This is a genomic window from Pseudomonas sp. GV047 (assembly GCF_003058245.1).
GTDB classification, from domain to species: domain Bacteria; phylum Pseudomonadota; class Gammaproteobacteria; order Pseudomonadales; family Pseudomonadaceae; genus Aquipseudomonas; species Aquipseudomonas marginalis.
Window position 1 is genome coordinate 605410 of the sequence record NZ_QCWA01000002.1, and the last position, 23844, is coordinate 629253.

At 61.5% G+C, this 23844-nt stretch carries 25 protein-coding genes; 15 read left to right on the top strand and 10 right to left on the bottom strand.

The window, feature by feature from the left end:
• The first annotated feature begins 43 nt into the window (after positions 1-43).
• Positions 44-1354, top strand: a complete 1311-nt coding sequence (locus tag C8K58_RS07990) for an MFS transporter (protein WP_027608138.1) — start codon at positions 44-46, stop codon at positions 1352-1354.
• A gap of 36 nt (positions 1355-1390) precedes the next feature.
• Here C8K58_RS07990 and C8K58_RS07995 read toward each other — a convergent pair whose 3' ends face one another.
• From C8K58_RS07995 to trpB, 4 genes are all read right to left on the bottom strand, one after another.
• The gene (locus C8K58_RS07995) at positions 1391-3043 is read right to left on the bottom strand and encodes a BBE domain-containing protein (RefSeq protein ID WP_108573537.1); all 1653 of its coding nucleotides are present in this window, start codon (positions 3041-3043) and stop codon (positions 1391-1393) included.
• A gap of 161 nt (positions 3044-3204) precedes the next feature.
• Positions 3205-3645: an anti-virulence regulator CigR family protein gene (locus C8K58_RS08000; RefSeq protein ID WP_027608136.1), complete on the bottom strand. Its 441-nt coding sequence runs from the start codon at positions 3643-3645 to the stop codon at positions 3205-3207.
• 135 nt (positions 3646-3780) lie between these two features.
• Positions 3781-4590, bottom strand: coding sequence for a tryptophan synthase subunit alpha (trpA, locus tag C8K58_RS08005; RefSeq protein ID WP_108573539.1), 810 nt, complete (start codon positions 4588-4590; stop codon positions 3781-3783).
• Positions 4591-5817, bottom strand: coding sequence for a tryptophan synthase subunit beta (trpB, locus tag C8K58_RS08010; protein WP_108573541.1), 1227 nt, complete (start codon positions 5815-5817; stop codon positions 4591-4593). It abuts the gene before it with no gap.
• 111 nt (positions 5818-5928) lie between these two features.
• On the opposite strand from trpB, the gene C8K58_RS08015 reads away from it, so the two are divergent.
• Positions 5929-6825, top strand: coding sequence for a LysR family transcriptional regulator (locus tag C8K58_RS08015; protein ID WP_108573543.1), 897 nt, complete (start codon positions 5929-5931; stop codon positions 6823-6825).
• 8 nt (positions 6826-6833) lie between these two features.
• On the opposite strand, the gene C8K58_RS08020 is transcribed toward C8K58_RS08015, so the two are convergent.
• The gene (locus C8K58_RS08020) at positions 6834-7160 is read right to left on the bottom strand and encodes a YqjD family protein (protein ID WP_003170746.1); all 327 of its coding nucleotides are present in this window, start codon (positions 7158-7160) and stop codon (positions 6834-6836) included.
• 156 nt (positions 7161-7316) lie between these two features.
• Here C8K58_RS08020 and C8K58_RS08025 point away from each other — a divergent pair, with 156 nt between their 5' ends.
• Together C8K58_RS08025 and C8K58_RS08030 are read left to right on the top strand one after the other, a co-directional pair.
• Positions 7317-7532: a dodecin gene (locus C8K58_RS08025; RefSeq protein ID WP_027608132.1), complete on the top strand. Its 216-nt coding sequence runs from the start codon at positions 7317-7319 to the stop codon at positions 7530-7532.
• 115 nt (positions 7533-7647) lie between these two features.
• Positions 7648-7872: a DUF1161 domain-containing protein gene (locus C8K58_RS08030; protein WP_005783407.1), complete on the top strand. Its 225-nt coding sequence runs from the start codon at positions 7648-7650 to the stop codon at positions 7870-7872.
• Between the two features lie 91 nt (positions 7873-7963).
• Here C8K58_RS08030 and C8K58_RS08035 read toward each other — a convergent pair whose 3' ends face one another.
• On the bottom strand, positions 7964-8965 hold the full coding sequence (locus C8K58_RS08035; RefSeq protein ID WP_021491416.1) for an LLM class flavin-dependent oxidoreductase: 1002 nt from the start codon (positions 8963-8965) through the stop codon (positions 7964-7966).
• A 215-nt stretch (positions 8966-9180) separates the two neighbouring features.
• On the opposite strand from C8K58_RS08035, the gene C8K58_RS08040 reads away from it, so the two are divergent.
• Together C8K58_RS08040 and C8K58_RS08045 are read left to right on the top strand one after the other, a co-directional pair.
• Positions 9181-9612 (top strand): OsmC family protein, encoded by a 432-nt coding sequence (locus C8K58_RS08040; RefSeq protein ID WP_108573545.1) that lies wholly within the window; start codon positions 9181-9183, stop codon positions 9610-9612.
• A gap of 146 nt (positions 9613-9758) precedes the next feature.
• Positions 9759-9998, top strand: coding sequence for a DUF1161 domain-containing protein (locus tag C8K58_RS08045; protein ID WP_017734725.1), 240 nt, complete (start codon positions 9759-9761; stop codon positions 9996-9998).
• On the opposite strand, the gene C8K58_RS08050 is transcribed toward C8K58_RS08045, so the two are convergent.
• The gene (locus tag C8K58_RS08050) at positions 9999-10421 is read right to left on the bottom strand and encodes a hypothetical protein (RefSeq protein ID WP_027608130.1); all 423 of its coding nucleotides are present in this window, start codon (positions 10419-10421) and stop codon (positions 9999-10001) included.
• A gap of 110 nt (positions 10422-10531) precedes the next feature.
• Between C8K58_RS08050 and C8K58_RS08055 the strand changes: the two genes are divergently transcribed.
• Positions 10532-11575 carry an aminopeptidase gene (locus tag C8K58_RS08055; RefSeq protein WP_108573547.1) on the top strand — a complete coding sequence of 348 codons (1044 nt, stop codon included), beginning with the start codon at positions 10532-10534 and terminating at the stop codon, positions 11573-11575.
• A 59-nt stretch (positions 11576-11634) separates the two neighbouring features.
• Here C8K58_RS08055 and C8K58_RS08060 read toward each other — a convergent pair whose 3' ends face one another.
• Together C8K58_RS08060 and C8K58_RS08065 are read right to left on the bottom strand one after the other, a co-directional pair.
• A complete protein-coding gene (locus tag C8K58_RS08060) occupies positions 11635-12294 on the bottom strand; it encodes an HAD family hydrolase (protein ID WP_098480659.1) in 660 nt (219 codons plus the stop codon).
• Entirely contained in the window at positions 12291-12833 is a 543-nt protein-coding gene (locus C8K58_RS08065) for a gamma carbonic anhydrase family protein (RefSeq protein WP_027608127.1), read from the bottom strand. Before C8K58_RS08065 ends, C8K58_RS08060 begins: the two co-directional genes overlap by 4 nt.
• Positions 12834-12887: 54 nt before the next feature.
• On the opposite strand from C8K58_RS08065, the gene prlC reads away from it, so the two are divergent.
• Positions 12888-14987, top strand: coding sequence for an oligopeptidase A (prlC, locus tag C8K58_RS08070; RefSeq protein ID WP_178087831.1), 2100 nt, complete (start codon positions 12888-12890; stop codon positions 14985-14987).
• On the top strand, positions 14984-15256 hold the full coding sequence (locus C8K58_RS08075) for a YheV family putative zinc ribbon protein (protein WP_027608125.1): 273 nt from the start codon (positions 14984-14986) through the stop codon (positions 15254-15256). Before prlC ends, C8K58_RS08075 begins: the two co-directional genes overlap by 4 nt.
• Positions 15257-15281: 25 nt before the next feature.
• Here C8K58_RS08075 and C8K58_RS08080 read toward each other — a convergent pair whose 3' ends face one another.
• Complete coding sequence (locus C8K58_RS08080; RefSeq protein WP_108573551.1) at positions 15282-15968, bottom strand: tyrosine-protein phosphatase; 687 nt, start codon at positions 15966-15968, stop codon at positions 15282-15284.
• A 273-nt stretch (positions 15969-16241) separates the two neighbouring features.
• On the opposite strand from C8K58_RS08080, the gene C8K58_RS08085 reads away from it, so the two are divergent.
• From C8K58_RS08085 to C8K58_RS08110, 6 genes are all read left to right on the top strand, one after another.
• Entirely contained in the window at positions 16242-16994 is a 753-nt protein-coding gene (locus tag C8K58_RS08085; protein WP_027608123.1) for a gluconate 2-dehydrogenase subunit 3 family protein, read from the top strand.
• Between the two features lie 2 nt (positions 16995-16996).
• On the top strand, positions 16997-18781 hold the full coding sequence (locus C8K58_RS08090; RefSeq protein WP_065946460.1) for a GMC family oxidoreductase: 1785 nt from the start codon (positions 16997-16999) through the stop codon (positions 18779-18781).
• A 12-nt stretch (positions 18782-18793) separates the two neighbouring features.
• Complete coding sequence (locus C8K58_RS08095) at positions 18794-20092, top strand: cytochrome c (protein WP_108573553.1); 1299 nt, start codon at positions 18794-18796, stop codon at positions 20090-20092.
• 70 nt (positions 20093-20162) lie between these two features.
• Positions 20163-21221 carry a PA0069 family radical SAM protein gene (locus C8K58_RS08100; RefSeq protein WP_108573555.1) on the top strand — a complete coding sequence of 353 codons (1059 nt, stop codon included), beginning with the start codon at positions 20163-20165 and terminating at the stop codon, positions 21219-21221.
• A 226-nt stretch (positions 21222-21447) separates the two neighbouring features.
• Positions 21448-22179 (top strand): carbonic anhydrase, encoded by a 732-nt coding sequence (locus tag C8K58_RS08105; protein WP_027608119.1) that lies wholly within the window; start codon positions 21448-21450, stop codon positions 22177-22179.
• An 84-nt stretch (positions 22180-22263) separates the two neighbouring features.
• Positions 22264-23811 carry a SulP family inorganic anion transporter gene (locus C8K58_RS08110; protein WP_108573557.1) on the top strand — a complete coding sequence of 516 codons (1548 nt, stop codon included), beginning with the start codon at positions 22264-22266 and terminating at the stop codon, positions 23809-23811.
• The last annotated feature ends 33 nt before the right edge of the window (positions 23812-23844 follow it).

The window sequence follows — 23844 nt, forward strand, 5'->3', positions numbered from 1 at the left end:
GCAGAAGTCCCTTCCTCAACAAATATAAGAAGAGGCACCTACCATGCAACCTGAATCCTTGAGCGGGCAGGCTTCTTTAGTCACGCCTACCCGAAAGCGCTACTTCATCATGGTGCTGCTGTTTATCACCGTGGTGATCAACTACCTCGACCGCAGCAACCTGTCGATTGCCGCCCCGGCGCTGACCAGCGAACTGGGTATCGACCCGGTACATGTCGGGCTGATTTTCTCCGCGTTCGGCTGGACGTACGCCGCCATGCAGATCCCCGGCGGCTGGCTGGTGGACCGGGTGCCGCCGCGTATCCTCTACACCGCCGCCCTGTTGCTGTGGTCCATCGCCACCGTGATGCTCGGTTTTGCCGCCAGCTTCATTGCGCTGTTTGTTCTACGCATGGCGGTGGGTGCCCTGGAAGCACCGGCTTACCCCATCAACAGTCGCGTGGTCACCAGCTGGTTCCCCGAGCGTGAGCGCGCCACGGCCATTGGCTTCTACACCTCCGGGCAGTTTGTCGGGCTGGCGTTCCTGACGCCGGTCCTGGCCTGGTTGCAGCACCATTACGGCTGGCACATGGTATTTGTCGTGACCGGTGGCGTGGGCATTCTGTGGGCGGCGATCTGGTATGCCCTGTATCGCGAGCCTCGGGACTTCAAAGGCGTCAACGCCGCTGAAATCGAGTTGATCCGCGAAGGTGGCGGGCTGGTGGACTTGAGCGCACAAGCGAGCAAGAGCAAGGCGCCCTTCAGTTGGGTCGACCTGGGCATTGTCCTGAGCAAGCGCAAGTTGTGGGGTATCTACCTGGGGCAGTTCTGCCTGAACTCCACGTTGTGGTTCTTCCTGACCTGGTTCCCGACCTACCTGGTGAAATACCGCGGCATGGACTTCATCAAGTCCGGCATGCTCGCGTCACTGCCCTTCCTCGCGGCTTTCGTCGGCGTGTTGTGTTCGGGGCTGTTTTCCGACTGGCTGATCCGCCGTGGCGCTTCGGTGGGGTTTGCCCGCAAGTTGCCGATCATCAGCGGCCTGTTGATCTCGACGGCGATCATTGGCGCCAACTTCGTCGAATCGACACCGTTGGTCATCGCCTTCCTCGCCCTGGCGTTCTTCGGTAATGGCCTGGCCTCGATCACCTGGTCGCTGGTCTCGACCCTTGCCCCGGCACGTCTGCTGGGACTGACCGGCGGGGTGTTCAACTTCATCGGCAACCTGGCGGCGATTGCCACGCCGATCGTCATCGGTTTCCTGGCCAGTGGCGATTCGTTTGCGCCGGCGATCACCTATATCGCCGTGCTGGCGCTGTTGGGCGCACTCTCCTATGTGCTGCTGGTGGGCAAGGTCGAGCGGATCGAGCTGTAAGCCGTGGGCGGCCTGCGGGCCGCCCGTTGGCCGGGCTCAGGGCACCGACATTTCGTTACGGAACACATTCGAAGGATCCCAGCGTTGCTTGGTTCGGCGCAGGCGGTTCTCGATGATCGTGTTGGGGAAGAAAATTCCATACCACAGAGGGTTCCTGGGGTTCGCGGGATTGCCACCGAGGTGGGTCATGTCCAGGTCGGGGTAGTTGATGTAGCAGCCCTCGAACTCCGGGTCATTGGGAGCACCGTTGGTGAATGCAGCGTAATAGAGGCCGCGGATCCAGTCGGCATGGGCGCGGTCGATGGCGTCATCGTCGGCGTGCCAGTAACACTGCGGTTGCCATTTGAGGTACGAGGAGCGTTGCGCGGCTGACGTCTGCGCCAGGATCGGGCCGTCCATCTGGTTGATGCGCCCGCCGAACGACTGGATCTGGATCAGGCTTTGGGTCAGGTATTGCTCGGCGTCCGGCAAGGTCAGCGTCGTCCAGATCGCGTCCAGCACGCGCTGTGTAAACCCGCCTTTCTGATACGCCGATTTATACCGCCCGCGCTGATTGTCACCGGAACCGTTGAGCGATTGGGTGGCGTACAACCAGTCCAAACGCCTGGCGGCCTCATGGGCACTCTGCAGGGAATCGATCCGGCGGCCCTTTTGCCCGCCACGTGGCTGATGCACGACGTGGAACGGCAGGAGCGACGCTGTCGCACTGACGCCCGCCGCGGCCTGCATGCTGCTGACAAAGTCGTTGAAAGGCGCCAGGTCATCGAGCTTCCCGTCCTTGTCGACGTAGTGGATGCCCAGGGTCACGTTGCCAGTATTGAGGTGGCGCATTTCCAGTTTGGTGGCCAGGCCCCAGGTTGCCGGGTCGGCCTGATGATCCACGAACCAGTTTTGATAGGCGTGCAGCAAACGTTCGAGGGCGGCGCGTGTGAGGTCTGACCAGTCCCATTCCAATGGCAGCCAGAGCACTTCCTCCGGGGCTGGCGGTAGCGTCTTGAAATAGTAACTGGTGATGATGCCGAACTGCCCGCCACCGGCGCCGCAACAGGCGGCGAACAGGTCCAGCTCATCGGTGTCGAGGCTGTTACGGGACACATGGACAGGTTCAAGGCCCGGGCCGGGTCCATTGGCGACCAGCAGGTCGACGCCGTCCAGCCAGTCGCAGACCAGCCCGTATTTACGCGACAACAACCCATAGCCGCCGCCGCAGATATGCCCGCCCAGTCCCACCGAATAGCAGGATCCACTGGGCAGCGCCTTACCTGCCAATTTGTACAGCGCGACGCTGGTGTCCCAGTTCTGGCAGCCGGGCTCCAGGCGGAATGCATAGCGATGGGGCGAAGCGGGTACCAGCACTGAGCTGATCAGGCCGTTGGGGTCGTAGGCCAATTGGTTCATCTGGCCGATGTCCAGGATCGACAACACCTCGCCTGGCGCATCCGGCATCTTGTTAGAGACAAATCCTTCATAGCAATGCCCGCCGCTGCGCACCGTGATACGGCCATTGGGCACAGCCAGGGCCTGGGCGGCTGCGTCGATGATGTCTTGTGGGTTGTGGCAGAGGTAGATCTGGCTGGCGCCGTTGGGTGAAGACTCGCCCTGGACGTTGCCCAATGGCCAGCGCAGGTTGAAACCCTTTTGCAACGTGGAATGACGACGGTCCGAGGGGGTGATGAGATCAAATGCCATGATGGACTCCTGGGAGACGATAATGACTTCTGATGCAGCTAACTTAACGACCGGCAACGCAAGAAGGCGTGACTTGCAGAGGTGGTTAGACGGCAATAGGCACGAAGTGTGTTGAGGGGGGTATTCCCCCTCAAGCCTAGCCTATATGGAAAAAGCCCGGATCAGTTCAGCACGCCGTCCAGAATTTCATAGACGATACCGGTACCCACCGCGATCAACACCACATCCGGCCCCGAACGGCGCCACTCATAACCCGGGTACACCGGCAGGCGCGCCAGCGCACGGTTGTCCAGGCGCTCGCCGTAGTAGCCGCGCGGCAGGGGTTGGCCGCGCACCAGGCGCACATTCGGCGGTGGCGGTGCGCCACGGGAGAACTGGCCGTGGTTGTCGTGAATGATCTGGCGTACCGGGCCGAAGTCCTGGGGCGGGCCTCCGCGACGGTTGTCCTGCGGGCCGCGATGGTCGTCGCCACGTTGCTCGTGCTGGCCTTGCGGGCCGCCACGGTCGTCACCCCGCTGGTCAGGCGGCGCGGCTTGCACCAGGGCGCTGGCGCCAAGCACCAGCACACCGAGACCTGCAATCACGGATTTAGGCATTTTCATCGGGTATTCCTCAGGGCACACATACAAAAAAGGGATCTCGAACGCGGTTCGAAATCCCTTGGTCTTGCTGTTTAGGCCGTGATTGCGCGCGTTGATTCCTCTGTATCAGGAACTTTACCTCTGGCTACATGGCGCTTACTTACGGGCGTTGCGCACACCTTCCGACAGTGCCGCGCACAGGCTCAATACGCCATCGATTGCTTGTTGATCGTTACTGGCATTGGCGATGTGATCGATCAGGGCCGAGCCCACCACCACACCATCGGCCAGGCGCGCGATGGCGGCCGCCTGTTCCGGTGTGCGGATACCAAAACCGATGCTGATCGGCAGGTCGGTATGCCGACGCAGGCGGGTCACGGCTTCCTCGACGTGTTCCAGGGTCGCAGCGCCGGCGCCGGTCACACCGGCCACGGATACGTAGTACACGAACCCGGAACTGCCGTTGAGCACGGTCGGCAGGCGCACGTCATCGGTGGTCGGCGTGGTCAGGCGGATAAAGTCGATACCTGCAGCCTGGGCCGGGTCGCACAGCTCGCAGTTATGTTCTGGCGGCATGTCGACCACGATCAGGCCGTCGACGCCGGCCTCTTTGGCGTCAGCGATGAACTTAGGCACACCGTATTTGTGGATCGGGTTGAAGTAGCCCATCAACACCAGTGGGGTATCGTTGTTGTCCTTGCGGAACTCACGCACCATCTGCAGGGTTTTCAGCAGGTTCTGTTTGGCTTCCAGCGCGCGGATGTTGGCCAGTTGGATGGCCGGGCCGTCGGCCATCGGGTCGGTGAAGGGCATGCCCAACTCGATCACATCGGCGCCCGCAGCGGGCAAGCCCTTGAGGATCGCCAGCGAGGTGTCATAACCCGGGTCGCCGGCCGTGACGAAGGTCACCAGGGCGGCGCGGTTTTGTTCCTTGAGTTGCGCAAAGCGGGTTTGCAGGCGGCTCATTTAGTGTTTCTCCTGCTGAGACTGATCCATGTGGTGCATCACGGTCTGCATGTCTTTGTCGCCACGGCCGGACAGGTTGACCACCATCAGGTGATCCTTCGGCAGGGTCGGTGCGCGCTTGAACACTTCGGCCAGGGCATGGGCGCTTTCCAGGGCAGGAATGATCCCTTCCAGGCGGCAGCATTTGTGGAAGGCATCCAGGGCTTCATCGTCAGTCACCGAGGTGTACTGGACACGGCCGATATCGTGCAACCAGGCGTGTTCCGGGCCGATGCCTGGGTAGTCGAGGCCGGCGGAAATCGAGTGGGCGTCGATGATCTGGCCGTCGTCGTCCTGCAGCAGGAAGGTACGGTTGCCGTGCAGCACGCCCGGTACGCCGCCGTTGAGGCTGGCGGCGTGCTTGCCGGTCTCGATGCCGTGGCCGGCGGCTTCAACGCCGATGATCTCGACGCTGGTGTCGTCCAGGAACGGGTGGAACAGGCCCATGGCGTTGGAGCCACCGCCGATGCATGCCACCAGGCTGTCCGGCAGGCGGCCTTCCTGGGCTTGCAGCTGGGTGCGGGTTTCCTTGCCGATCACGGCCTGGAAGTCGCGCACCATCGCCGGGTACGGGTGCGGGCCGGCCACGGTGCCGATCAGGTAGAAGGTGTCGTCGACGTTAGTCACCCAGTCGCGCAGGGCTTCGTTCATGGCGTCCTTGAGGGTGCCGGTGCCGGCGACCACCGGGATCACTTCAGCGCCCAAAAGCTTCATGCGGAACACGTTGGCCTGTTGGCGCTCGATGTCGGTGGTGCCCATGTAGATCACGCACTGCAGGCCGAAACGCGCGGCCACGGTGGCCGTGGCTACGCCGTGCATACCGGCGCCGGTCTCGGCGATGATGCGTTTCTTGCCCATGCGCCGCGCCAGCAGGATCTGGCCGATGCAGTTGTTGATCTTGTGCGCGCCGGTGTGGTTCAGCTCTTCGCGCTTGAGGTAGATCTTGGCGCCGCCGCAGAACTCGGTCAGGCGCTCGGCGAAATACAGCGGGCTGGGGCGGCCGACGTAGTCGCGCTGGAAGTAGGCCAATTCTTCGTTGAACGCCGGATCGATCTTGGCCGCTTCGTATTCGCGGGCCAGGTCGAGGATCAACGGCATCAGGGTTTCGGCGACGTAGCGGCCGCCGAACGCGCCAAACAGGCCGTTGGCGTCAGGGCCGTTGCGCAGATCGGTCTGGGACTGAGTCATGGGACGCTCCAGGTAGGAATTCTGTATGGGAAGCAATGACGGCCACTCTACCCCTCACATCCGGCGCTGAAAACCGATAAGATCGCTGCAACCTGTCAGGAAAACTCACAGATGAGCCGCGACCTCCCGCCCCTCAATGCCCTGCGCGCATTTGAAGCCACTGCCCGCCTCAACAGCGTCAGCCAGGCTGCCGAGCAATTGCACGTGACCCACGGTGCGGTCAGCCGTCAGTTGAAAGTGCTGGAGGAGCATTTGGGTGTCAGCCTGTTCATCAAGGACGGGCGCGGCCTTAAACTCACAGATGCAGGTGTGCGGTTGCGAGATGCCAGCGCCGAGGCGTTCGAGCGCTTGCGGGACGTGTGCGCCGAACTCACCCAGGCCAGCGCCGACGCACCTTTCGTGCTCGGCTGCTCAGGCAGTCTGCTGGCGCGCTGGTTGATCCCGCGCCTGGGCCGCTTGAATGCCGACCTGCCGGACCTGCGCCTGCACCTGTCGGCAGGCGACGGCGACCTCGACCCTCGACGCCCCGGCCTCGACGCCCTGCTGGTCTTCGCCGAACCGCCGTGGCCGGCGGATATGCAGGTGTATGAGCTGGCGAGCGAGCGTATCGGCCCGGTGATGAGCCCGCGTTTTGCCGGCTATGAGCGCCTGCGCCAGGCGCCGCCGCACGCCTTGTGTGGCGAAGCTTTATTGCACACCACGTCCCGTCCGCAAGCCTGGCCCAGTTGGGCGCAACGGCACGGCATCGAGCCCGGCGCGTTGAAACACGGCCAGGGTTTTGAGCATTTGTATTATTTGCTGGAGGCGGCGGTTGCAGGGTTGGGTGTGGCGATTGCGCCAAAACCGCTGGTAGCAGAGGACCTGCGCGCAGGTCGCCTGGTGGCGCCGTGGGGTTTCAGTGAAACCCCGGCGCACCTGGCGTTGTGGCTACCCAAGCGCGCCGCAGACGGGCGCGCGGGTCAGTTGGCGCACTGGCTCAAGGCTGAGCTGGCGCGCCAGCCTGTGTAGCCGGTCAATCAGTCACCGCGTTTGCACAGCAGGTAAGCGGCCAGCAGGCCCAGTGCGCCAACGGCGACGCCGGCGGTGGTCCATGGGTGCTCTTGTGCGTAATCCCGGGTAGCAACACCGGTTTCGCGGATTTTGACTTTGCTTTCTTCGTAGGCATCGCTGATCAGGTGACGGGAGTGCTTGAGGGCATTCTCGGCATTGCTTTTCAGGGCCTTCAGGGTTTTGCGCGACTCATCCGACGCATCGTCCTTGAGGCTCTCAAGGGACTTGAGCAGGCTCGAAATCTCGGCTTCCATGCTTTCCAGCGACGCTTTGCGTAAAGAAGTGTTGGCCATGTGGATTCTCCTGAAGTGATTGAGTGGCGTGTGTAGATACCGACTCCAGCGGTTTCAGAAAGTGCAGTAAATCTGAACTTTCGGGTAGGAACGGTCGCCAGAAGCAGTATGAACAATGACTGCTAGGCTTTATTGACGACCCTCAGGAGAAACACCATGTCTGATCATCACACCTACAAGAAAGTCGAATTGGTAGGTTCATCCACCACCAGCATCGAAGACGCAATCAACAATGCCCTGGCCGAAGCCAACAAGAGCATCAAGCACTTGGAGTGGTTTGAGGTGACGGAGACCCGTGGTCATATCAAGGATGGCAAGGTTGCCCACTACCAGGTCACGCTCAAGGTGGGGTTCCGAATTGCCAGTAGTTGATCGCGTCGGTTGAACTTGCCGGCTGGCCGATTGCCATAACCTGCGCTACAAACAATGGGTGCCGATGCCTGCAGCCTCGGCACGCTCGTTTCAATCAGCGCAAGGAAAGTGACGGATGAAGAAGTTCCTGTTAGCGGTAGGTTTGTTGAGCATTGCGGGCACGGCCCTGGCGGCGGGCAAGCCTTGTGAAGAGCTGAAAAGTGAAATTGCAGCGAAAATCGACGCCAAGGGCGCTTCGGGTTATTCGCTGGAAGTCGTGGATAAAGGCGCCTCGACCGACGCTAAAGTGGTTGGCACCTGTGAAGGTGGTACCAAGGAAATCGTCTACAAGCGCGGTTAATCCCGTGTGGCAGGCTTGAAGCCGACGCACCTGTGGCTAGGGAGCAAGCTCCCTAGCCACAGGTGCGTCGGTTTTTTTTTCGCCTGGGGGGTTAGCCCTTCATCAACTGCGCCAGCAGCTCGTAGGAATGAATCCGATCGGCGTGCTCGTACAGGTCGCAGGTGAAGATCAATTCATCGGCGCCGGTCTGTTCGATCAGCACTTCCAGCTTGGCGCGGATCTTAGCCGGGCTGCCCACCATTGCCAGTCCGAGGAAACTGCCGACGGCGTCTTTTTCATGGGGCAGCCACAGGCCGTCCATGGTTTTCACGGGGGGGCGCTGGACCAGGCTTTGCCCGCGCATCAAGGCAAGGATGCGCTGGTACACCGAGGTGGCCAGGTAGTCGGCCTGTTCATCGGTGTCGGCGGCAACCAAGGGAATGCCGAGCATCACGTAAGGCTTGTCCAGCACGGCCGAGGGCTTGAAGTGGTTGCGGTACACGCGAATCGCCTCGTGCATCAAACGCGGTGCGAAATGGGAGGCGAAGGCGTAGGGCAAACCGCGTTCGCCCGCCAGTTGCGCGCTGAACAGGCTGGAACCCAGCAGCCATACCGGTACGTTGGTGCCGGTGCCGGGCACCGCAATCACCCGTTGGTCCGGTGTGCGTGGGCCGAGGTAGGCCATCAGTTCGGCCACGTCTTCCGGGAAGTCATCCGCACTGCCGGAGCGTTCACGGCGCAGGGCGCGGGCGGTCATCTGGTCGGAGCCGGGCGCGCGGCCCAGGCCCAGGTCGATACGCCCTGGGTAGAGGCTTTCCAGGGTGCCGAACTGCTCGGCGATCACCAGCGGTGCATGGTTGGGCAGCATCACGCCGCCGGAGCCGACGCGAATCGTCGAGGTACCGCCGGCTAGGTAGCCCAGCAATACCGAGGTGGCCGAGCTGGCGATGCCATCCATATTGTGGTGTTCCGCCACCCAGAAACGGTTGTAGCCGAACTTTTCCACATGCTGGGCCAAATCCAGGGAATTGCGCAGCGACTGCGCCGGGCTGCCGTTGGCGCGCACCGGCACCAGGTCGAGGGTCGAAAACTTTACGTCGGACAGCGATTTCATAAGCCTGCTTCTCCAATGGGGGCGCAGGCTTCCTAGACGAACCAAAACCTGCCGCTTCATGTGCATGCTCTATGCAATGAGGGCATATACCCGAGATTCAATAGCGGCAATGAAATTTCCTACTTAATCGCTAGGTTTCTCTTACAACTGAACTTTGCCGGCGCGTCTATCCTCAGAACCTTACCGACGCAAAACCACCGTTCGAGGAGAAAGCTATGAGTATCGTTAAAAAGGCATCCGCGCATTGGGAAGGTGATCTGAAGACTGGCCTGGGCTCCATTTCCACCGAAACCGGCGTGCTGCGCGAAGCGCCCTACGGCTTCAAGGCCCGTTTCGAAGGCGGCAAGGGTACCAATCCTGAAGAACTGATTGGCGCGGCCCACGCCGGCTGTTTCTCCATGGCCTTTTCCATGATTCTCGGCGACGCCGGGCTCAAGGCTGACAGCATCGACACCCAGGCCGAAGTGACCTTGGACCAGGTCGATGGCGGCTTCGCAATCACCGCCGTGCACTTGGTGCTCAAGGCCAAGATCCCGGGTGCCAGCCAGGCGCAGTTCGATGACTTGAGCAAGAAGGCCAAGGAAGGGTGCCCGGTGTCCAAGGTGCTGAATGCGAAGATCAGCCTGGATGCCACGCTGGTCAGCTGACACCGCAGGTCCACTGTGGGAGTGGGCCAGCCCCCTCCCACATTTTGTTCTGCGTTAAATCAGAACTCGTGTTTCCCGAATGTGGTCCTATAGCCTATGCAGCCTTAGGCGCACACCCGTGCGCATGCATTCAGGGAGCTTCACACATGAAACGTTTTGCTTTGGCGATCATTTGCGGTGTGTTGGCCACATCGGCTGTGGCCGCACCAAAAGACTGCGAAGAGCTCAGGAAAGAGATTGAGGTCAAGATCCAGGCGAACGCGGTTCCGTCCTACACCTTGGAAATTGTCAGCAAGGAAGAGGCTGACAAGCACGACGTCGCCATGGTCGTCGGCAGCTGTGAGAACGGTACCAAAGCCATCATCTATCAGAAGAACAACGACTGATCAGAGACAGTTGACGCTGCGTTCTTCCGCCAGCAATTGGCGAGCGGCGTTATACAACCGGATATTCGGCGTGAAGGCCAATGAGCGCCCTTCCAGGCGATAGCGTTGGCCAGCCTCGAAATGGTCGTACTGCAGCGTGATGAAACAGGTGCGGTCGGCCGTTTGCCCAAAGCCATTGAGGCTGCCGCCGGTCGGCACCTCGAAATCAAAGCGCACCATCAACTCGTGACTGCCCGGTGAAACCTGGAAGTAGCGTCCGTCCGGCAGGTTCTTACCATCCAGGCGCTGCGCCATCACCAGCTTGGCTCCCGGCGTTGGCGTAGCGAAATCGACCCAGGCCTGATGCGGGTCGACCGGCGGCAGGGGGGTCGAAGCGCAGGCGCTGAGCAACAGGGCGACGATGGGAAGCAGGAGCTGGCGCATGGCAGGTACTCAACGCAAGGAGAGGTTTGAGTATAAACACGCCACGCCGTGGAAAAATCCCCTTCAGGCGCGATAGTCTGGCGAACACATCACCCAGGAGCGGTCGGGGCATGGTCAGGCGTTTTCTTCCAGGGTTGATAGTCGTGCTGCTCAGTGGCTGTTCCAGCGTCAGTTACTACAGCCAATTGGCGGGCGGCCAGTGGCAGCTGTTGCGAGCCCGGGAACCGGTTGCCGAGGTCATCGCCGATCCGTCGCGTCCGCAGGGGCTGCGTGATCATCTGGCTCAAGCACAGAAAGCCCGAACCTTCGCCAGCGAACACCTGCATCTGCCTGACAACCAAAGTTACCGGCTGTATGCCGATATTGGCCGACCTTATGTGGTCTGGAATGTCTTCGCCACGCAGGAATTTTCCCTGGCGCCTCAAACCCATTGCTTCCCCATTGCCGGTTGCGTGGCCTATCGCGGCTATTACCGCCAGGGCGCGGCACGGGGTGAGGCGGCATTGTTGCGCCAGCAAGGCATGGACGTATCGATGGGTGGCGTCGAAGCCTATTCCACCCTGGGTTGGTTCAACGACCCGATCATGAATTCGATGATGAACTGGGGCGACGAACGCCTGGCCACGCTGATCTTCCATGAGCTGGCGCACCAGCGGTTCTACGTGCAGGACGACACCGAATTCAACGAGTCGTTTGCCAGCTTCGTCGAGCAGGAAGGCACCCGCCAGTGGCGCGCGGCCCAGGGCCTGGCGCCGCTTGGCAGCTCGACGCGGCAGCAGCGGGACCAATTTACCCAGTTGATCCTCGATACCCGTAAGCGCCTGGAAAAACTCTACGTGCAACCGCTGTCCGTCGAGGCGATGCGCCAGGCCAAGGCGGCCGAATTCGAGGCGTTGCGCCGTGAGTACCGTCAGATGCGCGATAGCCAATGGGGTGGGGACAAGCGTTATGACGCCTGGATGAACCTTCCGATGAACAATGCGCGGTTGTTGCCGTTCGGGCTGTATGACCGGTGGGTGCCGGCGTTTGCGGCGTTGTTCAGGCAGGAAGGCGGGGATTGGCGCAAGTTTTACGCCGCAGTGGAGAAGATGGGCGAGTTGCCGGTGGGGCAGCGCAAGGCTGCGTTGAGGCGGTTGGAAGGTACTGATCGGTAGAGCCTCATCGGGGGCAAGCCGCTCCCAATGTGGGAGGAGGCTTGCCACCGATGGCGGCCTCAGGGCCGCTGCAAAAACGCCTGATGCATCTGCGCCAACGTCTCGAAATGCCAGGTCGGCGCCTCGGCGTTCAACTCTTCGAAACTGCCAAACCCGTAACCGACGGCGGCCGAATCAAGCCCATTGCTGCGCGCCCCGATCAGGTCGTGCTTACGATCACCGATCATCAAGGTAGTGGCCGGATCCAGGCCTTCTTCGCGGAGCACATGCGCAATCAACTCGACCTTGTTGGTGCGTGTCCCGTCCAGTTCGCTGCCGTAGATCACCTTGAAGTGCCTGGCAAAATCGAAATGCCGCGCGATCTCGCGGGCAAACACCCAGGGCTTGGACGTGGCGACGTACAACTGGCGGCCCTGCTTGCCCAGGTCTTCGAGCAGCGGCATCACGCCGTCGAATACGCGGTTTTCATACAGCCCGGTGACCTTGAAGCGCTCGCGGTAGAAATTCACCGCCTCCCAGGCCTTGGCCTCATCGAAGTCGTAGAACTGCATGAAGGCTTGCAGCAACGGCGGACCGATGAAGTGTTCGAGTTTGCTCAGGTCGGGTTCGTCAATGCCCAGTTTGCCTAGGGCGTACTGGATCGAGCGGGTGATGCCCTCGCGTGGGTCGGTGAGGGTGCCATCCAGGTCGAACAGCACGGTTTGGTAAGGGAGGGTCATTGGTCGAATCCTTCAGCCAGGTGCAGGTCTTTGAGCTTCACGTAGTTGGCGGCGCTGTAGGTGAAAAAGGCGCGTTCCTTGTCAGTCAGCGGGCGGATTTGTTTAACCGGGCTGCCCACATACAAAAAACCGCTGTCGAGTTTCTTGCCCGGTGGCACCAGGCTGCCGGCGCCGATGATGACGTCGTCTTCCACCACGGCGCCGTCCATCACGATGCTGCCCATGCCGATCAAAATCCGATTGCCCACCGTGCAGCCATGCAGCATGACCTTGTGGGCGATGGTCACGTCATCGCCGATCAGCAGCGGGAAACCGTCAGGATTGAACGGTCCGGCATGGGTAATGTGCAGCACGCAGCCGTCCTGCACGCTGGTGCGCGCGCCGATACGGATGCGGTGCATGTCGCCGCGAATCACGGTCAGCGGCCAGACCGAGCTGTCGGTGCCGATTTCGACATCGCCGATCACCACCGCCGAAATATCGACAAAAGCCCCGGCGCCCAGGGTTGGCGTGTGGTTCTGATAGGTGCGAAGGGTCACGATAGCCTCTCTCTTATGTGCTGATAGCTGCGGTGGGCGTTGATTGTAATTAAGATGGCCCCATCTTTGTTCTTACATGTTTCTTCAGCCAAGGTGCCAACCGTGAGCGCGAACAACCCTCTTCTGCAGTCCTACGACCTGCCGCCGTTCTCGGCGATCCGTGCCGAGCACGTGCAACCGGCCATCGAACAGATCCTCGCCGATAACCGTGTTGCCATCGAAGGCATCCTGCAAAGCCAGGGTAAAAATCCGACATGGGCCGGCCTGGTGCTGGCCATGGACGAATTGAATGATCGCCTGGGCGCCGCCTGGAGCCCGGTCAGCCACCTCAACGCCGTGTGCAACAGCGCCGAACTGCGCGAAGCCTACGAGGCGTGCCTGCCGGCGTTGAGCGCCTACTCCACCGAGATGGGCCAGAACCGCGCGCTGTTCCAGGCCTTCGAAGCCCTGGCCAACAGCCCGGAAGCCGCCGGTTTCGACGTGGCGCAAAAAACCATCCTCGAACACTCCCTGCGCGACTTCCGCCTCTCGGGTATCGATTTGCCGCCTGAGCAGCAAAAACGTTATGCCGAGGTGCAGAGCAAGCTTTCCGAGCTGGGCAGCAAATTCTCCAACCAACTGCTGGACGCCACCCAGGCGTGGACCAAGCACGTCACCGAGGAAGCCACCCTCGCCGGCCTGACCGATTCGGCCAAGGCGCAGATGGCCGCTGCCGCGCAGGCCAAAGGCCTCGACGGTTGGCTGATCACCCTTGAGTTTCCAAGCTACTACGCGGTCATGACCTACGCCCAGGACCGCGCCCTGCGTGAAGAAATCTACACGGCCTACTGCACCCGTGCGTCAGACCAGGGCCCGAATGCCGGTCAGAACGATAACGGCCCGGTGATGGAACAGATCCTCGACCTGCGTCAGGAACTGGCCAAGCTCTTGGGTTACGCCTCGTTCTCCGAGCTGAGCCTGGCCACCAAGATGGCCGAGTCCAGCGACCAGGTGTTGAGCTTCCTGCGCGACCTGGCCAAGCGCAGCAAGCCGTTCGCTGCCCAGGACCTGCAACAGCTCAAGGCCTACGCCGCCGAACAAGGCTGCGCCGACCTGCAAAGCTGGGACAGCGGTTTCTACGGCGAAAAGCTGCGTGAGCAGCGCTACAGTGTGTCCCAGGAAGCCCTGCGCGCCTACTTCCCGATCGACAAGGTGCTGGGCGGCCTGTTCGCCATCGTGCAGCGTTTGTACGGCATCGAGATTGCCGAGCAAAAAGGCTTCGACACCTGGCACCCGGATGTTCGCCTGTTTGAAATCAAGGAAAACGGCCAGCACGTCGGGCGCTTCTTCTTCGACCTCTACGCCCGCGCCAACAAGCGTGGCGGTGCCTGGATGGACGGCGCGCGCGACCGTCGTCGTACCATCGACGGTGCGCTGCAAAGCCCGGTGGCGAACCTGGTGTGCAACTTCACTCCGGCCGACAGCGGCAAGCCTGCCCTGCTGACCCACGATGAAGTGACCACCCTGTTCCACGAATTCGGCCATGGCCTGCATCACCTGCTGACCCGCGTCGAGCATGCCGGCGTGTCCGGTATCAATGGCGTGGCGTGGGATGCGGTGGAGTTGCCAAGCCAGTTCATGGAGAACTGGTGCTGGGAGCCGGAAGGCCTGGCGCTGATCTCCGGCCATTATGAAAGCGGCGAGCCTCTGCCCCAGGACCTGCTGGAAAAAATGCTCGCGGCGAAGAACTTTCAGTCCGGCCTGATGATGGTGCGCCAGTTGGAGTTCTCGCTGTTCGACTTCGAGTTGCATGCCACCCATGGTGATGGCCGCAGCGTGGCGCAGGTGCTCGAAGGCGTGCGCGATGAGGTGTCGGTGATGCGTCCGCCGGCCTACAATCGTTTTCCCAACAGCTTTGCGCACATCTTCGCTGGCGGTTATGCCGCGGGCTACTACAGCTACAAATGGGCCGAAGTGCTGTCGGCGGACGCCTTCTCCAAATTCGAAGAAGATGGTGTGCTCAATGCCGAGACCGGCCGTGCCTTCCGCGAGGCGATCCTGGCGCGCGGCGGTTCCCAGGCGCCGATGGTGCTGTTCGTCGACTTCCGCGGACGTGCCCCGTCGATTGACGCACTCTTGCGCCACAGCGGCCTGAGTGAGGACGCAGCAGCATGAGTGAAGGGCCTGTGATTACCAAAAAGCAATTTATCGCCGGGGCGGTCTGCCCCGCGTGCAGCGAGCCGGACAAGTTGAAGATGTGGACCGAGGACAGCGTGCCGCATCGTGAGTGCGTGGCCTGCGGGTATACCGATACGCTGAATGATCAAGGCCTGTCGGTGCCCAAGGAGTTGGGCACGCGGGTCAATACATCGGCGTTGAAAGCGCCGGACCCGAAGGTGCAGGCGGTGCAGTTCTTCCCTAACCCGAAGCTGAAGAAAGACTGATTCGTCTACCCCCTGGGAGGGCGTCTCAGGGGGTGACCAGCAGTGCGGTTTTTTCCTCGGCGGGCTCGTGATCCTTGTTCGCCGGGTTCAGCCAGCTGTTCATCGAGCACAGGGCAAAGGCGCTGGTGCTGCAATCGCCATTCGCCAAGGCTGTGCGTAACTTGTCGATATCGGCCCTCATCATGTAGCGAACGCCGTCCTTGAAGCCGTTACTGGTGCCGAAACCGCCCAGGGTCATCTCGTTCAACGCATCCTCCTTGCTCCATCCCTGGATCACCACGCGATACATCGCCGCCATCAGGCCGGTGCGGTCAGAGCCGTGCTTGCAATGCATCAGCACCGGGCCGTCAGCTTCCGCTTCCTTGATCGCCCTGAGTGCCGCCAGCACGTCAGAGTCATCCACATGGTTGGTGCGATAACTCAACTGAACCTGACGGATGCCTGGCGCCTTCAGCCAGTTGCTATCGGACTCGGGCAGGAAGTTGATCACGGTGCCGATCTTGAGCTGTTCCAGCAACGGCGCTGCCTTGCTATCCGGCAATGCGCTGCGATAGAGCGTGGGCGTCATTTGATGCAGGTTGTAGCGGTCGCCCACTGGCTGCGCCCATTCTGGAGAACGAAGGGACGTAGCGTCATCGGCCCGCGCAAAAGCTGTGGTGAACAGTGCCATGAACGCCAGGCCCAGGGCCGGCAACCAATGATGCTTGTACATGGGCGACGTCACCCTATAGGGAGTGGTTGATGGCGCCCAGAGTCGGTCACGGCGGGTCAAGGAGGTGTGAGGTGTGCGTCAAAGAATCGTGAATCCTCAATCTTTAGTCGCTGAAGCGATTCTCTCGATGCTTAGGCTGCTATCATTTGTAACTATTGTTTGCGCGCTGCGCTCTATCTCCCTGGATCGCCTGGATCCAGTTCGCCGCCCGACAACGCCAAGCCACTCCCTAGAAGCGGCTGATAACCCGTGACCACATGATGAGGTGCCACCATGTCTGATCAAGATCAAGACAACCCCCGGCGTGACTTTCTACGCAAATCCTTGACCTTGATCCCGGTGGTCACGGTTGCCAGCACCGGCCTTGGCGGTTCGATGCTGATGGCGACGCCTGCGCCGGTCGAGGCTGCGCCAGCCAAGCCTGCGGCCAGCGAAAAAGCCTACGAGCCAAGCTATTTCACTGCCGAGGAATGGGCGTTTATCAACGCTGCCGTCGAGCGTCTGATCCCGGCCGATGCCCAAGGCCCCGGCGCCCTGGAAGCTGGCGCGCCGGAGTACATCGACCGGCAGATGAACACACCTTACGCCAGCGGTGCCCTGTGGTTCATGCAAGGCCCGTTTAATGCCGATGCGCCGCCGGAGATGGGCTGGCAGAGCAAATTGGTGCCCAAGGACATCTATCGCCTGGGTATTGCCGCGACGGATGCCTGGTCGAAGGCGTTCAACGGCAAAGTTTTTGCTGCGCAAGATAGCGCTACCCGAGACGATATGTTGCGGCGCCTGGAGGCGGGCGGCAGTGAGGTTACGGCACATTTTGACGCGGTGCCGCCGAAGATGTTCTTCAACCTGCTGCTGCAAAACACCAAGGAAGGCTTCTTCTGCGACCCGATCCATGGTGGCAACAAAGGCATGGTCGGCTGGACCATGATCGGCTTCCCCGGCGCCCGCGCCGATTTCATGGACTGGGTGGAACGCAACGAGCAGTACCCCTTCCCGGCAGTATCCATTCGCGGCGAGAGGGCATAAACGTGGCGACCATCATGAAGAAAGTGGATGCGGTGATTGTCGGCTTCGGCTGGACCGGCGCGATCATGGCCAAGGAGCTGACGGAAGCCGGACTGAACGTGGTAGCGCTGGAGCGCGGCCCGATGCAGGACACTTACCCGGACGGCAACTATCCCCAGGTCATCGACGAACTGACCTACAGCGTGCGTAAAAAACTCTTCCAGGACATCTCCAAGGAGACAGTGACGATTCGCCATAGCGTGAATGACGTTGCCTTGCCTAACCGTCAGCTCGGCGCGTTTTTGCCGGGTAACGGCGTGGGCGGTGCGGGCTTGCACTGGTCGGGCGTGCATTTCCGTGTCGATCCGATTGAACTGCGCATGCGCAGCCATTACGAAGAGCGCTACGGCAAGCATTTCATTCCCAAGGACATGACCATCCAGGACTTCGGCGTGAGCTACGAAGAGCTGGAGCCGTTTTTCGACTATGCAGAAAAAGTCTTCGGTACCTCAGGCCAGGCCTGGACCGTGAAAGGCCAGGTGGTGGGCGAAGGGCGTGGCGGCAACCCCTATGCGCCGGACCGTTCCAACCCGTTTCCGTTGGAAGCGCAAAAGAACACAGTCTCCGCACAGCTGTTTCAGAAAGCCGCCGCCAGCGTCGGGTACAAGCCCTACAACCTGCCGTCAGCCAATACCTCCGGGCCTTACACCAACCCCTACGGCGCGCAGATGGGCCCGTGCAACTTCTGCGGTTTTTGCAGCGGCTACGTGTGCTACATGTACTCCAAGGCCTCGCCGAACGTGAACATCCTGCCGGCGCTGCGCCAGGTGCCGAATTTCGAGCTGCGGCCCAACTCCCACGTGCTCAAGGTCAATCTGGACAGCACCAAGAGCAAGGCCACCGGCGTGACCTACATCGACGCCCAGGGCCGAGAGTGCGAACAACCGGCAGACCTGGTGATCCTCGGCGCGTTCCAGTTCCACAACGTGCGGTTGATGCTGCTGTCGGGCATCGGCAAGCCTTACGACCCGATGACCAATGAGGGTGTGGTGGGCAGGAACTTTGCCTACCAGAACATGGCCACCATCAAGGCGTTCTTCGACAAGGACACCCATACCAACAACTTTATCGGTGCCGGCGGCAATGGCGTGGCCATCGATGACTTCAACGCCGACAACTTCGATCACGGGCCCCATGGCTTTGTGGGCGGTTCGCCGATGTGGGTCAACCAGGCCGGCAGCCGGCCGATTGCCGGTACGTCCAACCCGCCCGGCACACCGGCCTGGGGCAGTGCCTGGAAGCGCGCCACCGCCGATTACTACACCCACCAGGTGTCGATGGATGCTCACGGTGCCCATCAATCCTACCGGGGTAACTACCTGGATCTGGATCCGGTCTACCGCGATGCCTACGGCCTGCCGCTGCTGCGCATGACGTTCGACTGGCAGGAAAACGACATCAAGATGAACCGCTTCATGGTCGAGAAAATGGGCAAGGTCGCCGAAGCGATGAACCCCAAGGCGATTGCGGTGCTGGGCAAAAAAGTCGGTGAGCACTTCAACACCGCGTCGTACCAGACCACCCACCTCAACGGTGGCGCGATCATGGGGACCGACCCGAAGACCAGTGCGCTGAACCGCTACTTGCAGTGCTGGGATGTACACAACGTGTTTGTCCCCGGCGCATCTGCTTTCCCACAGGGCTTGGGCTACAACCCTACAGGCCTGGTGGCGGCATTGACCTACTGGTCGGCCCGGGCGATCCGCGAGCAGTACCTGAAAAACCCCGGCCCGCTGGTTCAGGCATAAGGAGCGATGACCATGAAAGCATTTGTTATCGCGACGTTTGCCCTGCTCAGCAGCTGCTCGATCAGTGCCGCCGAAACCGACCTGATCAAGCAGGGCGAATACCTGGCCCGCGCCGGCGACTGCGTGGCCTGCCACACCGCCAAGGGCGGCAAACCGTTCGCCGGTGGCCTGCCGATGGAAACCCCCATCGGTGTGATCTATTCCACCAACATCACCCCGGACAAGACCGGCCTGGGCGACTACAGCTTCGAGGACTTCGACAAGGCCGTGCGTCACGGTGTCGCCAAGAGTGGTAGTACGCTTTACCCGGCGATGCCCTACCCGTCCTATGCGCGTGTCAGCGAAAGCGATATACAGGCGTTGTATGCGTACTTCATGAAGGGCGTGGAACCGGTCGCCCAGGTGAACAAGGACAGCGACATTCCGTGGCCGTTGAGCATGCGTTGGCCGCTGGCGGCGTGGCGCTGGATGTTTGCCCCTGAGGTGGTGGATAAGCCTGTCGTGGCCGACGCAGACCCGGTGATCAGCCGTGGCGCCTACCTGGTGGAAGGCCTTGGCCACTGTGGCGCGTGCCATACACCACGCGCCCTGACCATGCAGGAAAAAGCCCTGAGCGCGACTGACGGCAAGGCCTTCCTGTCCGGCAGCGCGCCACTGGAAGGCTGGATCGCCAAGAGCCTGCGCGGTGACCACAAGGACGGCCTCGGCAGTTGGAGCGAGGCGCAGCTGGTGCAATTCCTCAAGACCGGTCGCAGTGATCGCAGTGCGGTGTTTGGCGGTATGAGCGACGTGGTCGTGCATAGCATGCAGTACATGTCCCAGGACGACCTGACCGCTATCGCCCGTTACCTCAAGAGCCTGCCGGCGGTGGACCCGCAGGACCAGCCGCACCAGTATGACAAGCAGGTGGCCGAGGCGCTGTGGAAGGGCGATGACAGTAAGCCCGGCGCCTCGGTGTACATCGACAACTGCGCGGCCTGCCACCGTACCGACGGCCATGGTTACACGCGGGTGTTCCCGGCGTTGGCGGGCAACCCGGTGGTGCAGACTGCGGACGCCACGTCGTTGATCAACATCGTGTTGAACGGCGGCACATTGCCGGCCACTCACACGGCACCGTCGACCTTTACCATGCCGGCGTTCGCCTGGCGTCTGTCGGACCAGGAAGTGGCGGATGTGGTCAGCTTCATCCGTGGCAGTTGGGGTAACCAGGGGGCCGCGGTGAAAGCCAGTGACGTGGCCGACCTGCGCAAGAACGACATGCGCACCACCTCGGGCGATGACCTGGGGCAGGTCACCCAAAAGCACTGACCGCCAGACGGCACTGGTCAGGAACCTCGCGCCTCGGTACTGTATATAAAAACAGTGTCGAGGCGCTTTCATGTCTACTCCGCTGCCGCCCCGTGGTCGGGGCACGGCCACCAACCTGCACAACCGCTTTGCGCCCACCGTCAGCGTGGCCGAGGACGACGGCTGGTACCAGGAAGTGCCGCCGACCCAGGGCACCGAAGTGCGCATCGAAACGGCCAAGACCATCATCACCCGCAACAACTCGCCGGACCTGCCGTTCGACCGCTCCATCAATCCTTACCGTGGCTGCGAACATGGCTGCATTTACTGCTATGCACGGCCCAGCCATGCCTATTGGGACATGTCGCCGGGGCTGGATTTCGAAACCAGGCTGATCGCCAAGAGCAACGCGGCCGACGTGCTGGAGCAGCAGTTGTCGAAGCCGGGCTATGTGTGTGCGCCGATCAACCTGGGTTCCAACACCGACCCGTACCAGCCTATCGAGCGCGAGTACAGGATCACCCGGCAAACCCTCGAGGTGCTGCTGCGTTATCGGCACCCGGTCACCATCATTACCAAGGGCTCGTTGATCCTGCGCGACCTGGACCTGCTGGCGGAGCTGGCCAGGCAACGCCTTGTGGCGGTGATGATCAGCCTCACCAGCCTGGATGATGAGCTCAAGCGCATCCTGGAGCCGCGCACCGCCGCGCCCAAGGCGCGGTTGCGGGCCATACGGGTGATGCGCGGGGCGGGCATCCCGGTGGGCGTGCTGTGCTCGCCGATGATCCCGATGATCAACGACAGCGAGTTGGAAAGCCTGCTCACCGAAGCCCATGCCGCCGGTGCGCAGAGTGCGGCGTACATGATGTTGCGCCTGCCGCTGGAGGTGGCGCCGCTGTTCGAGGAGTGGCTGGCGGCGCATTACCCGCAGCGTGCGGCCCATGTCATGAGCCTGGTGCGCCAGGTGCGCGGTGGTGAGGTCTACGACAGTCGGTTCGGCGTCCGCATGCGGGGCGAGGGGCCGTTCGCCTACCTGCTGGCCCAGCGCTTCAGCAAGGCGATCAAACGCCTGGGGCTCGATCGCAGAGAAGGCTTCAATCTGGATTGCACGGCGTTCTGTCCACCGGGCAGACAGATGGCATTGTTGTAGACTGAAAAGGCAGAATGCACCGTTCCTGTAGGAATAGTCGCGTTTTGATATCACTGAAACCCGCGATCTAGAGCGGTTCATTCAGTTTGAGTTAAGTTTCGGTGGTTACCTTGTTCAGCGAGTGACTGATGAGTCGGCAGCCTGGTTTGTGGCTTTTACAACTATTTCACTGGCCTGGCGTCGAACTGACCTGAAAACTCCCCTGCATTAATCAAGAGGATGAATCATGAGTGACAAGGATAAACAGCCGTTGGCTGCGTCGGCTTCAGCCCCTCAGGTGGCAGAGTCTGCCGATGCAGCGCTAAAACATATCGTTGACGGCTTTTTGCATTTCCATCACGACGTCTTCCCTCAGCAGGAAGAACTCTTCAAGAAACTCGCCACGGCCCAGAGCCCACGGGCGATGTTCATTACCTGCGCCGACTCGCGCATCGTGCCTGAGCTGATTACCCAAAGCTCTCCCGGCGACCTGTTCGTGACCCGCAACGTCGGTAACGTCGTGCCGCCTTATGGGCAGATGAACGGCGGTGTCTCCACTGCCATCGAGTACGCGGTACTGGCCCTGGGTGTGCAGCACATCATCGTGTGCGGGCACTCCGATTGTGGCGCCATGCGCGCGGTCCTCAACCCCGCCAGCCTGGAGAAGATGCCAACGGTAAGGGCCTGGCTGCGGCACGCCGAAGTCGCCAAGTCCATGGTCGAGGACAACTGCGACTGTGCCAACGAAGGCGAGAGCATGAAAGTGCTCACCGAAGAAAACGTCATCGCCCAACTGCAGCATTTGCGTACCCATCCTTCGGTGGCGTCGCGCATGGCCAACGGTCAGCTGTTTATTCACGGCTGGATCTACAACATCGAGACCAGTGAAATTCGAGCCTACGATGCTGATCAGTCGGCGTTCCGACCGTTGAGCGGCGAAGGGCCGATTCCTTCCGCGACGCCTAAAGCGCGCTTCTAAACACTTCCCTGCCGGGTAAAGCGGTGGCTGCCATGGATGCAGCCAGGCTTTGCCGCGCCCGGCGAATACCTCGGGAGAGCCATCATGCGTGCTGCTCAATTGAAAGCTGTATTGCCACGGGAGCTGCTCGCCTCCGTGGTTGTGTTTCTGGTCGCCCTGCCCCTGTGCATGGGGATCGCCATCGCGTCCGGCATGCCGCCGGCCAAGGGCCTGATCACCGGGATTATCGGTGGCCTGGTGGTGGGCTGGCTGGCGGGTTCGCCGCTGCAGGTCAGCGGCCCGGCAGCGGGGCTGGCGGTCTTGGTGTTCGAGCTGGTGCGCCAGCACGGGATGCTGATGCTCGGGCCGATCCTGCTGCTGGCCGGCTTCCTGCAACTGGTGGCCGGGCGCCTGCGCCTGGGTTGCTGGTTCCGCGTCACGGCGCCGGCGGTGGTGTACGGGATGCTGGCGGGGATCGGCGTATTGATTGTGCTATCGCAGATCCATGTGATGCTCGACGGTGCGCCCAAGCCCTCAGGGCTGGATAACCTGGCGGGCTTCCCCGCCGCGCTGGCGGAGGCGATTCCTACCTTGGGTGGCGGCCTGGGTTGGCAGGCCGGATTGCTCGGGTTGTCGACGATGCTGGTGATGTACCTGTGGGATAAATTCCGTCCGCAAACCCTGCGTTTCGTGCCGGGAGCCCTGTTGGGCGTGGGCCTGGCAACGGTGGCCAGCCTGGTGCTGGCGTTGCAGGTCAAGCGTGTGGAAGTCCCGGAGAATCTCGCCGACGCCATCGATTGGCTGCGTCCCAGCGACCTGTTGAGCCTGGCTGACCCTCAGTTGTTGATCGCTGCGTTTGCGGTGGCGTTTATCGCCAGTGCCGAAACCCTGCTCTCTGCGGCAGCGGTCGACCGCATGCACAGCGGCCAGCGTTCTGATTTCGATAAGGAATTATCCGCCCAGGGTGTGGGCAACATGCTGTGCGGCCTGGTGGGTGCCCTGCCGATGACCGGTGTGATCGTGCGCAGCTCGGCCAACGTGCAGGCCGGTGCCACCACGCGGTTGTCAGCGATGTTCCATGGCGTATGGCTGTTGGGGTTCGTACTGTTGCTGTCGAGCGTGCTGCAAAGCATTCCTGTGGCAAGCCTGGCGGGTGTGTTGGTATACACCGGGATCAAGCTGGTGGACATCAAGGCCTTCAAGGCCCTCGGTCGTTATGGGCGTATGCCGATGTTTACCTACGCGGCCACGGCGTTGGCGATCATTTTCACCGACCTGCTGACCGGTGTGCTGGTGGGCTTCGGGCTCACACTGGTCAAGCTGGCGCTCAAGGCCTCGCGCCTGAAAGTCAGTCTGATCGACCTGCCCCTGGAGGGGGAAATGGAGCTGCGTTTGACCGGTGCGGCGACTTTCCTGAAAGTGCCGGCGTTGACCCAGGTGCTGGCGACGGTGCCTCCGGGCACGACTGTGCACGTACCGCTGAGTAACCTGAGTTATATCGACCATTCCTGCCTGGAGTTGCTGGAGGAGTGGGGTCGGGCGAATTCGGCCAAGGGCTCGAGGCTGGTGATCGAGGCGCGTGGGTTGAAGCGCAGGCTCGAAGGCCGGGTCAGGACGACGACAGGGATCGGCTCGGCGCCCTCAATCGGCTGAGGGAGTGGGATCAACATGTGGGAGGGGGCTTGC

Excerpts from the sequence above, each read along its gene's own strand:
- C8K58_RS07990 (WP_027608138.1), top strand. The coding sequence starts at position 44 with ATGCAACCTGAATCCTTGAGCGGGCAGGCTTCTTTAGTCACGCCTACC.
- C8K58_RS08080 (WP_108573551.1), bottom strand. The coding sequence starts at position 15,968 with ATGTACAAGCATCATTGGTTGCCGGCCCTGGGCCTGGCGTTCATGGCA.
- C8K58_RS08105 (WP_027608119.1), top strand. The coding sequence starts at position 21,448 with ATGAGTGACAAGGATAAACAGCCGTTGGCTGCGTCGGCTTCAGCCCCT.
- C8K58_RS08110 (WP_108573557.1), top strand. The coding sequence starts at position 22,264 with ATGCGTGCTGCTCAATTGAAAGCTGTATTGCCACGGGAGCTGCTCGCC.
- trpB (WP_108573541.1), bottom strand. The coding sequence starts at position 5,817 with ATGACTCAGTCCCAGACCGATCTGCGCAACGGCCCTGACGCCAACGGC.
- C8K58_RS08045 (WP_017734725.1), top strand. The coding sequence starts at position 9,759 with ATGAAACGTTTTGCTTTGGCGATCATTTGCGGTGTGTTGGCCACATCG.
- C8K58_RS08050 (WP_027608130.1), bottom strand. The coding sequence starts at position 10,421 with ATGCGCCAGCTCCTGCTTCCCATCGTCGCCCTGTTGCTCAGCGCCTGC.
- C8K58_RS08015 (WP_108573543.1), top strand. The coding sequence starts at position 5,929 with ATGAGCCGCGACCTCCCGCCCCTCAATGCCCTGCGCGCATTTGAAGCC.
- C8K58_RS08095 (WP_108573553.1), top strand. The coding sequence starts at position 18,794 with ATGAAAGCATTTGTTATCGCGACGTTTGCCCTGCTCAGCAGCTGCTCG.
- trpA (WP_108573539.1), bottom strand. The coding sequence starts at position 4,590 with ATGAGCCGCCTGCAAACCCGCTTTGCGCAACTCAAGGAACAAAACCGC.
- C8K58_RS08055 (WP_108573547.1), top strand. The coding sequence starts at position 10,532 with ATGGTCAGGCGTTTTCTTCCAGGGTTGATAGTCGTGCTGCTCAGTGGC.
- C8K58_RS08085 (WP_027608123.1), top strand. The coding sequence starts at position 16,242 with ATGTCTGATCAAGATCAAGACAACCCCCGGCGTGACTTTCTACGCAAA.
- C8K58_RS08000 (WP_027608136.1), bottom strand. The coding sequence starts at position 3,645 with ATGAAAATGCCTAAATCCGTGATTGCAGGTCTCGGTGTGCTGGTGCTT.
- C8K58_RS08075 (WP_027608125.1), top strand. The coding sequence starts at position 14,984 with ATGAGTGAAGGGCCTGTGATTACCAAAAAGCAATTTATCGCCGGGGCG.
- C8K58_RS08040 (WP_108573545.1), top strand. The coding sequence starts at position 9,181 with ATGAGTATCGTTAAAAAGGCATCCGCGCATTGGGAAGGTGATCTGAAG.
- C8K58_RS08025 (WP_027608132.1), top strand. The coding sequence starts at position 7,317 with ATGTCTGATCATCACACCTACAAGAAAGTCGAATTGGTAGGTTCATCC.
- prlC (WP_178087831.1), top strand. The coding sequence starts at position 12,888 with ATGGCCCCATCTTTGTTCTTACATGTTTCTTCAGCCAAGGTGCCAACC.
- C8K58_RS08020 (WP_003170746.1), bottom strand. The coding sequence starts at position 7,160 with ATGGCCAACACTTCTTTACGCAAAGCGTCGCTGGAAAGCATGGAAGCC.
- C8K58_RS08030 (WP_005783407.1), top strand. The coding sequence starts at position 7,648 with ATGAAGAAGTTCCTGTTAGCGGTAGGTTTGTTGAGCATTGCGGGCACG.
- C8K58_RS08035 (WP_021491416.1), bottom strand. The coding sequence starts at position 8,965 with ATGAAATCGCTGTCCGACGTAAAGTTTTCGACCCTCGACCTGGTGCCG.
- C8K58_RS08060 (WP_098480659.1), bottom strand. The coding sequence starts at position 12,294 with ATGACCCTCCCTTACCAAACCGTGCTGTTCGACCTGGATGGCACCCTC.
- C8K58_RS08100 (WP_108573555.1), top strand. The coding sequence starts at position 20,163 with ATGTCTACTCCGCTGCCGCCCCGTGGTCGGGGCACGGCCACCAACCTG.
- C8K58_RS07995 (WP_108573537.1), bottom strand. The coding sequence starts at position 3,043 with ATGGCATTTGATCTCATCACCCCCTCGGACCGTCGTCATTCCACGTTG.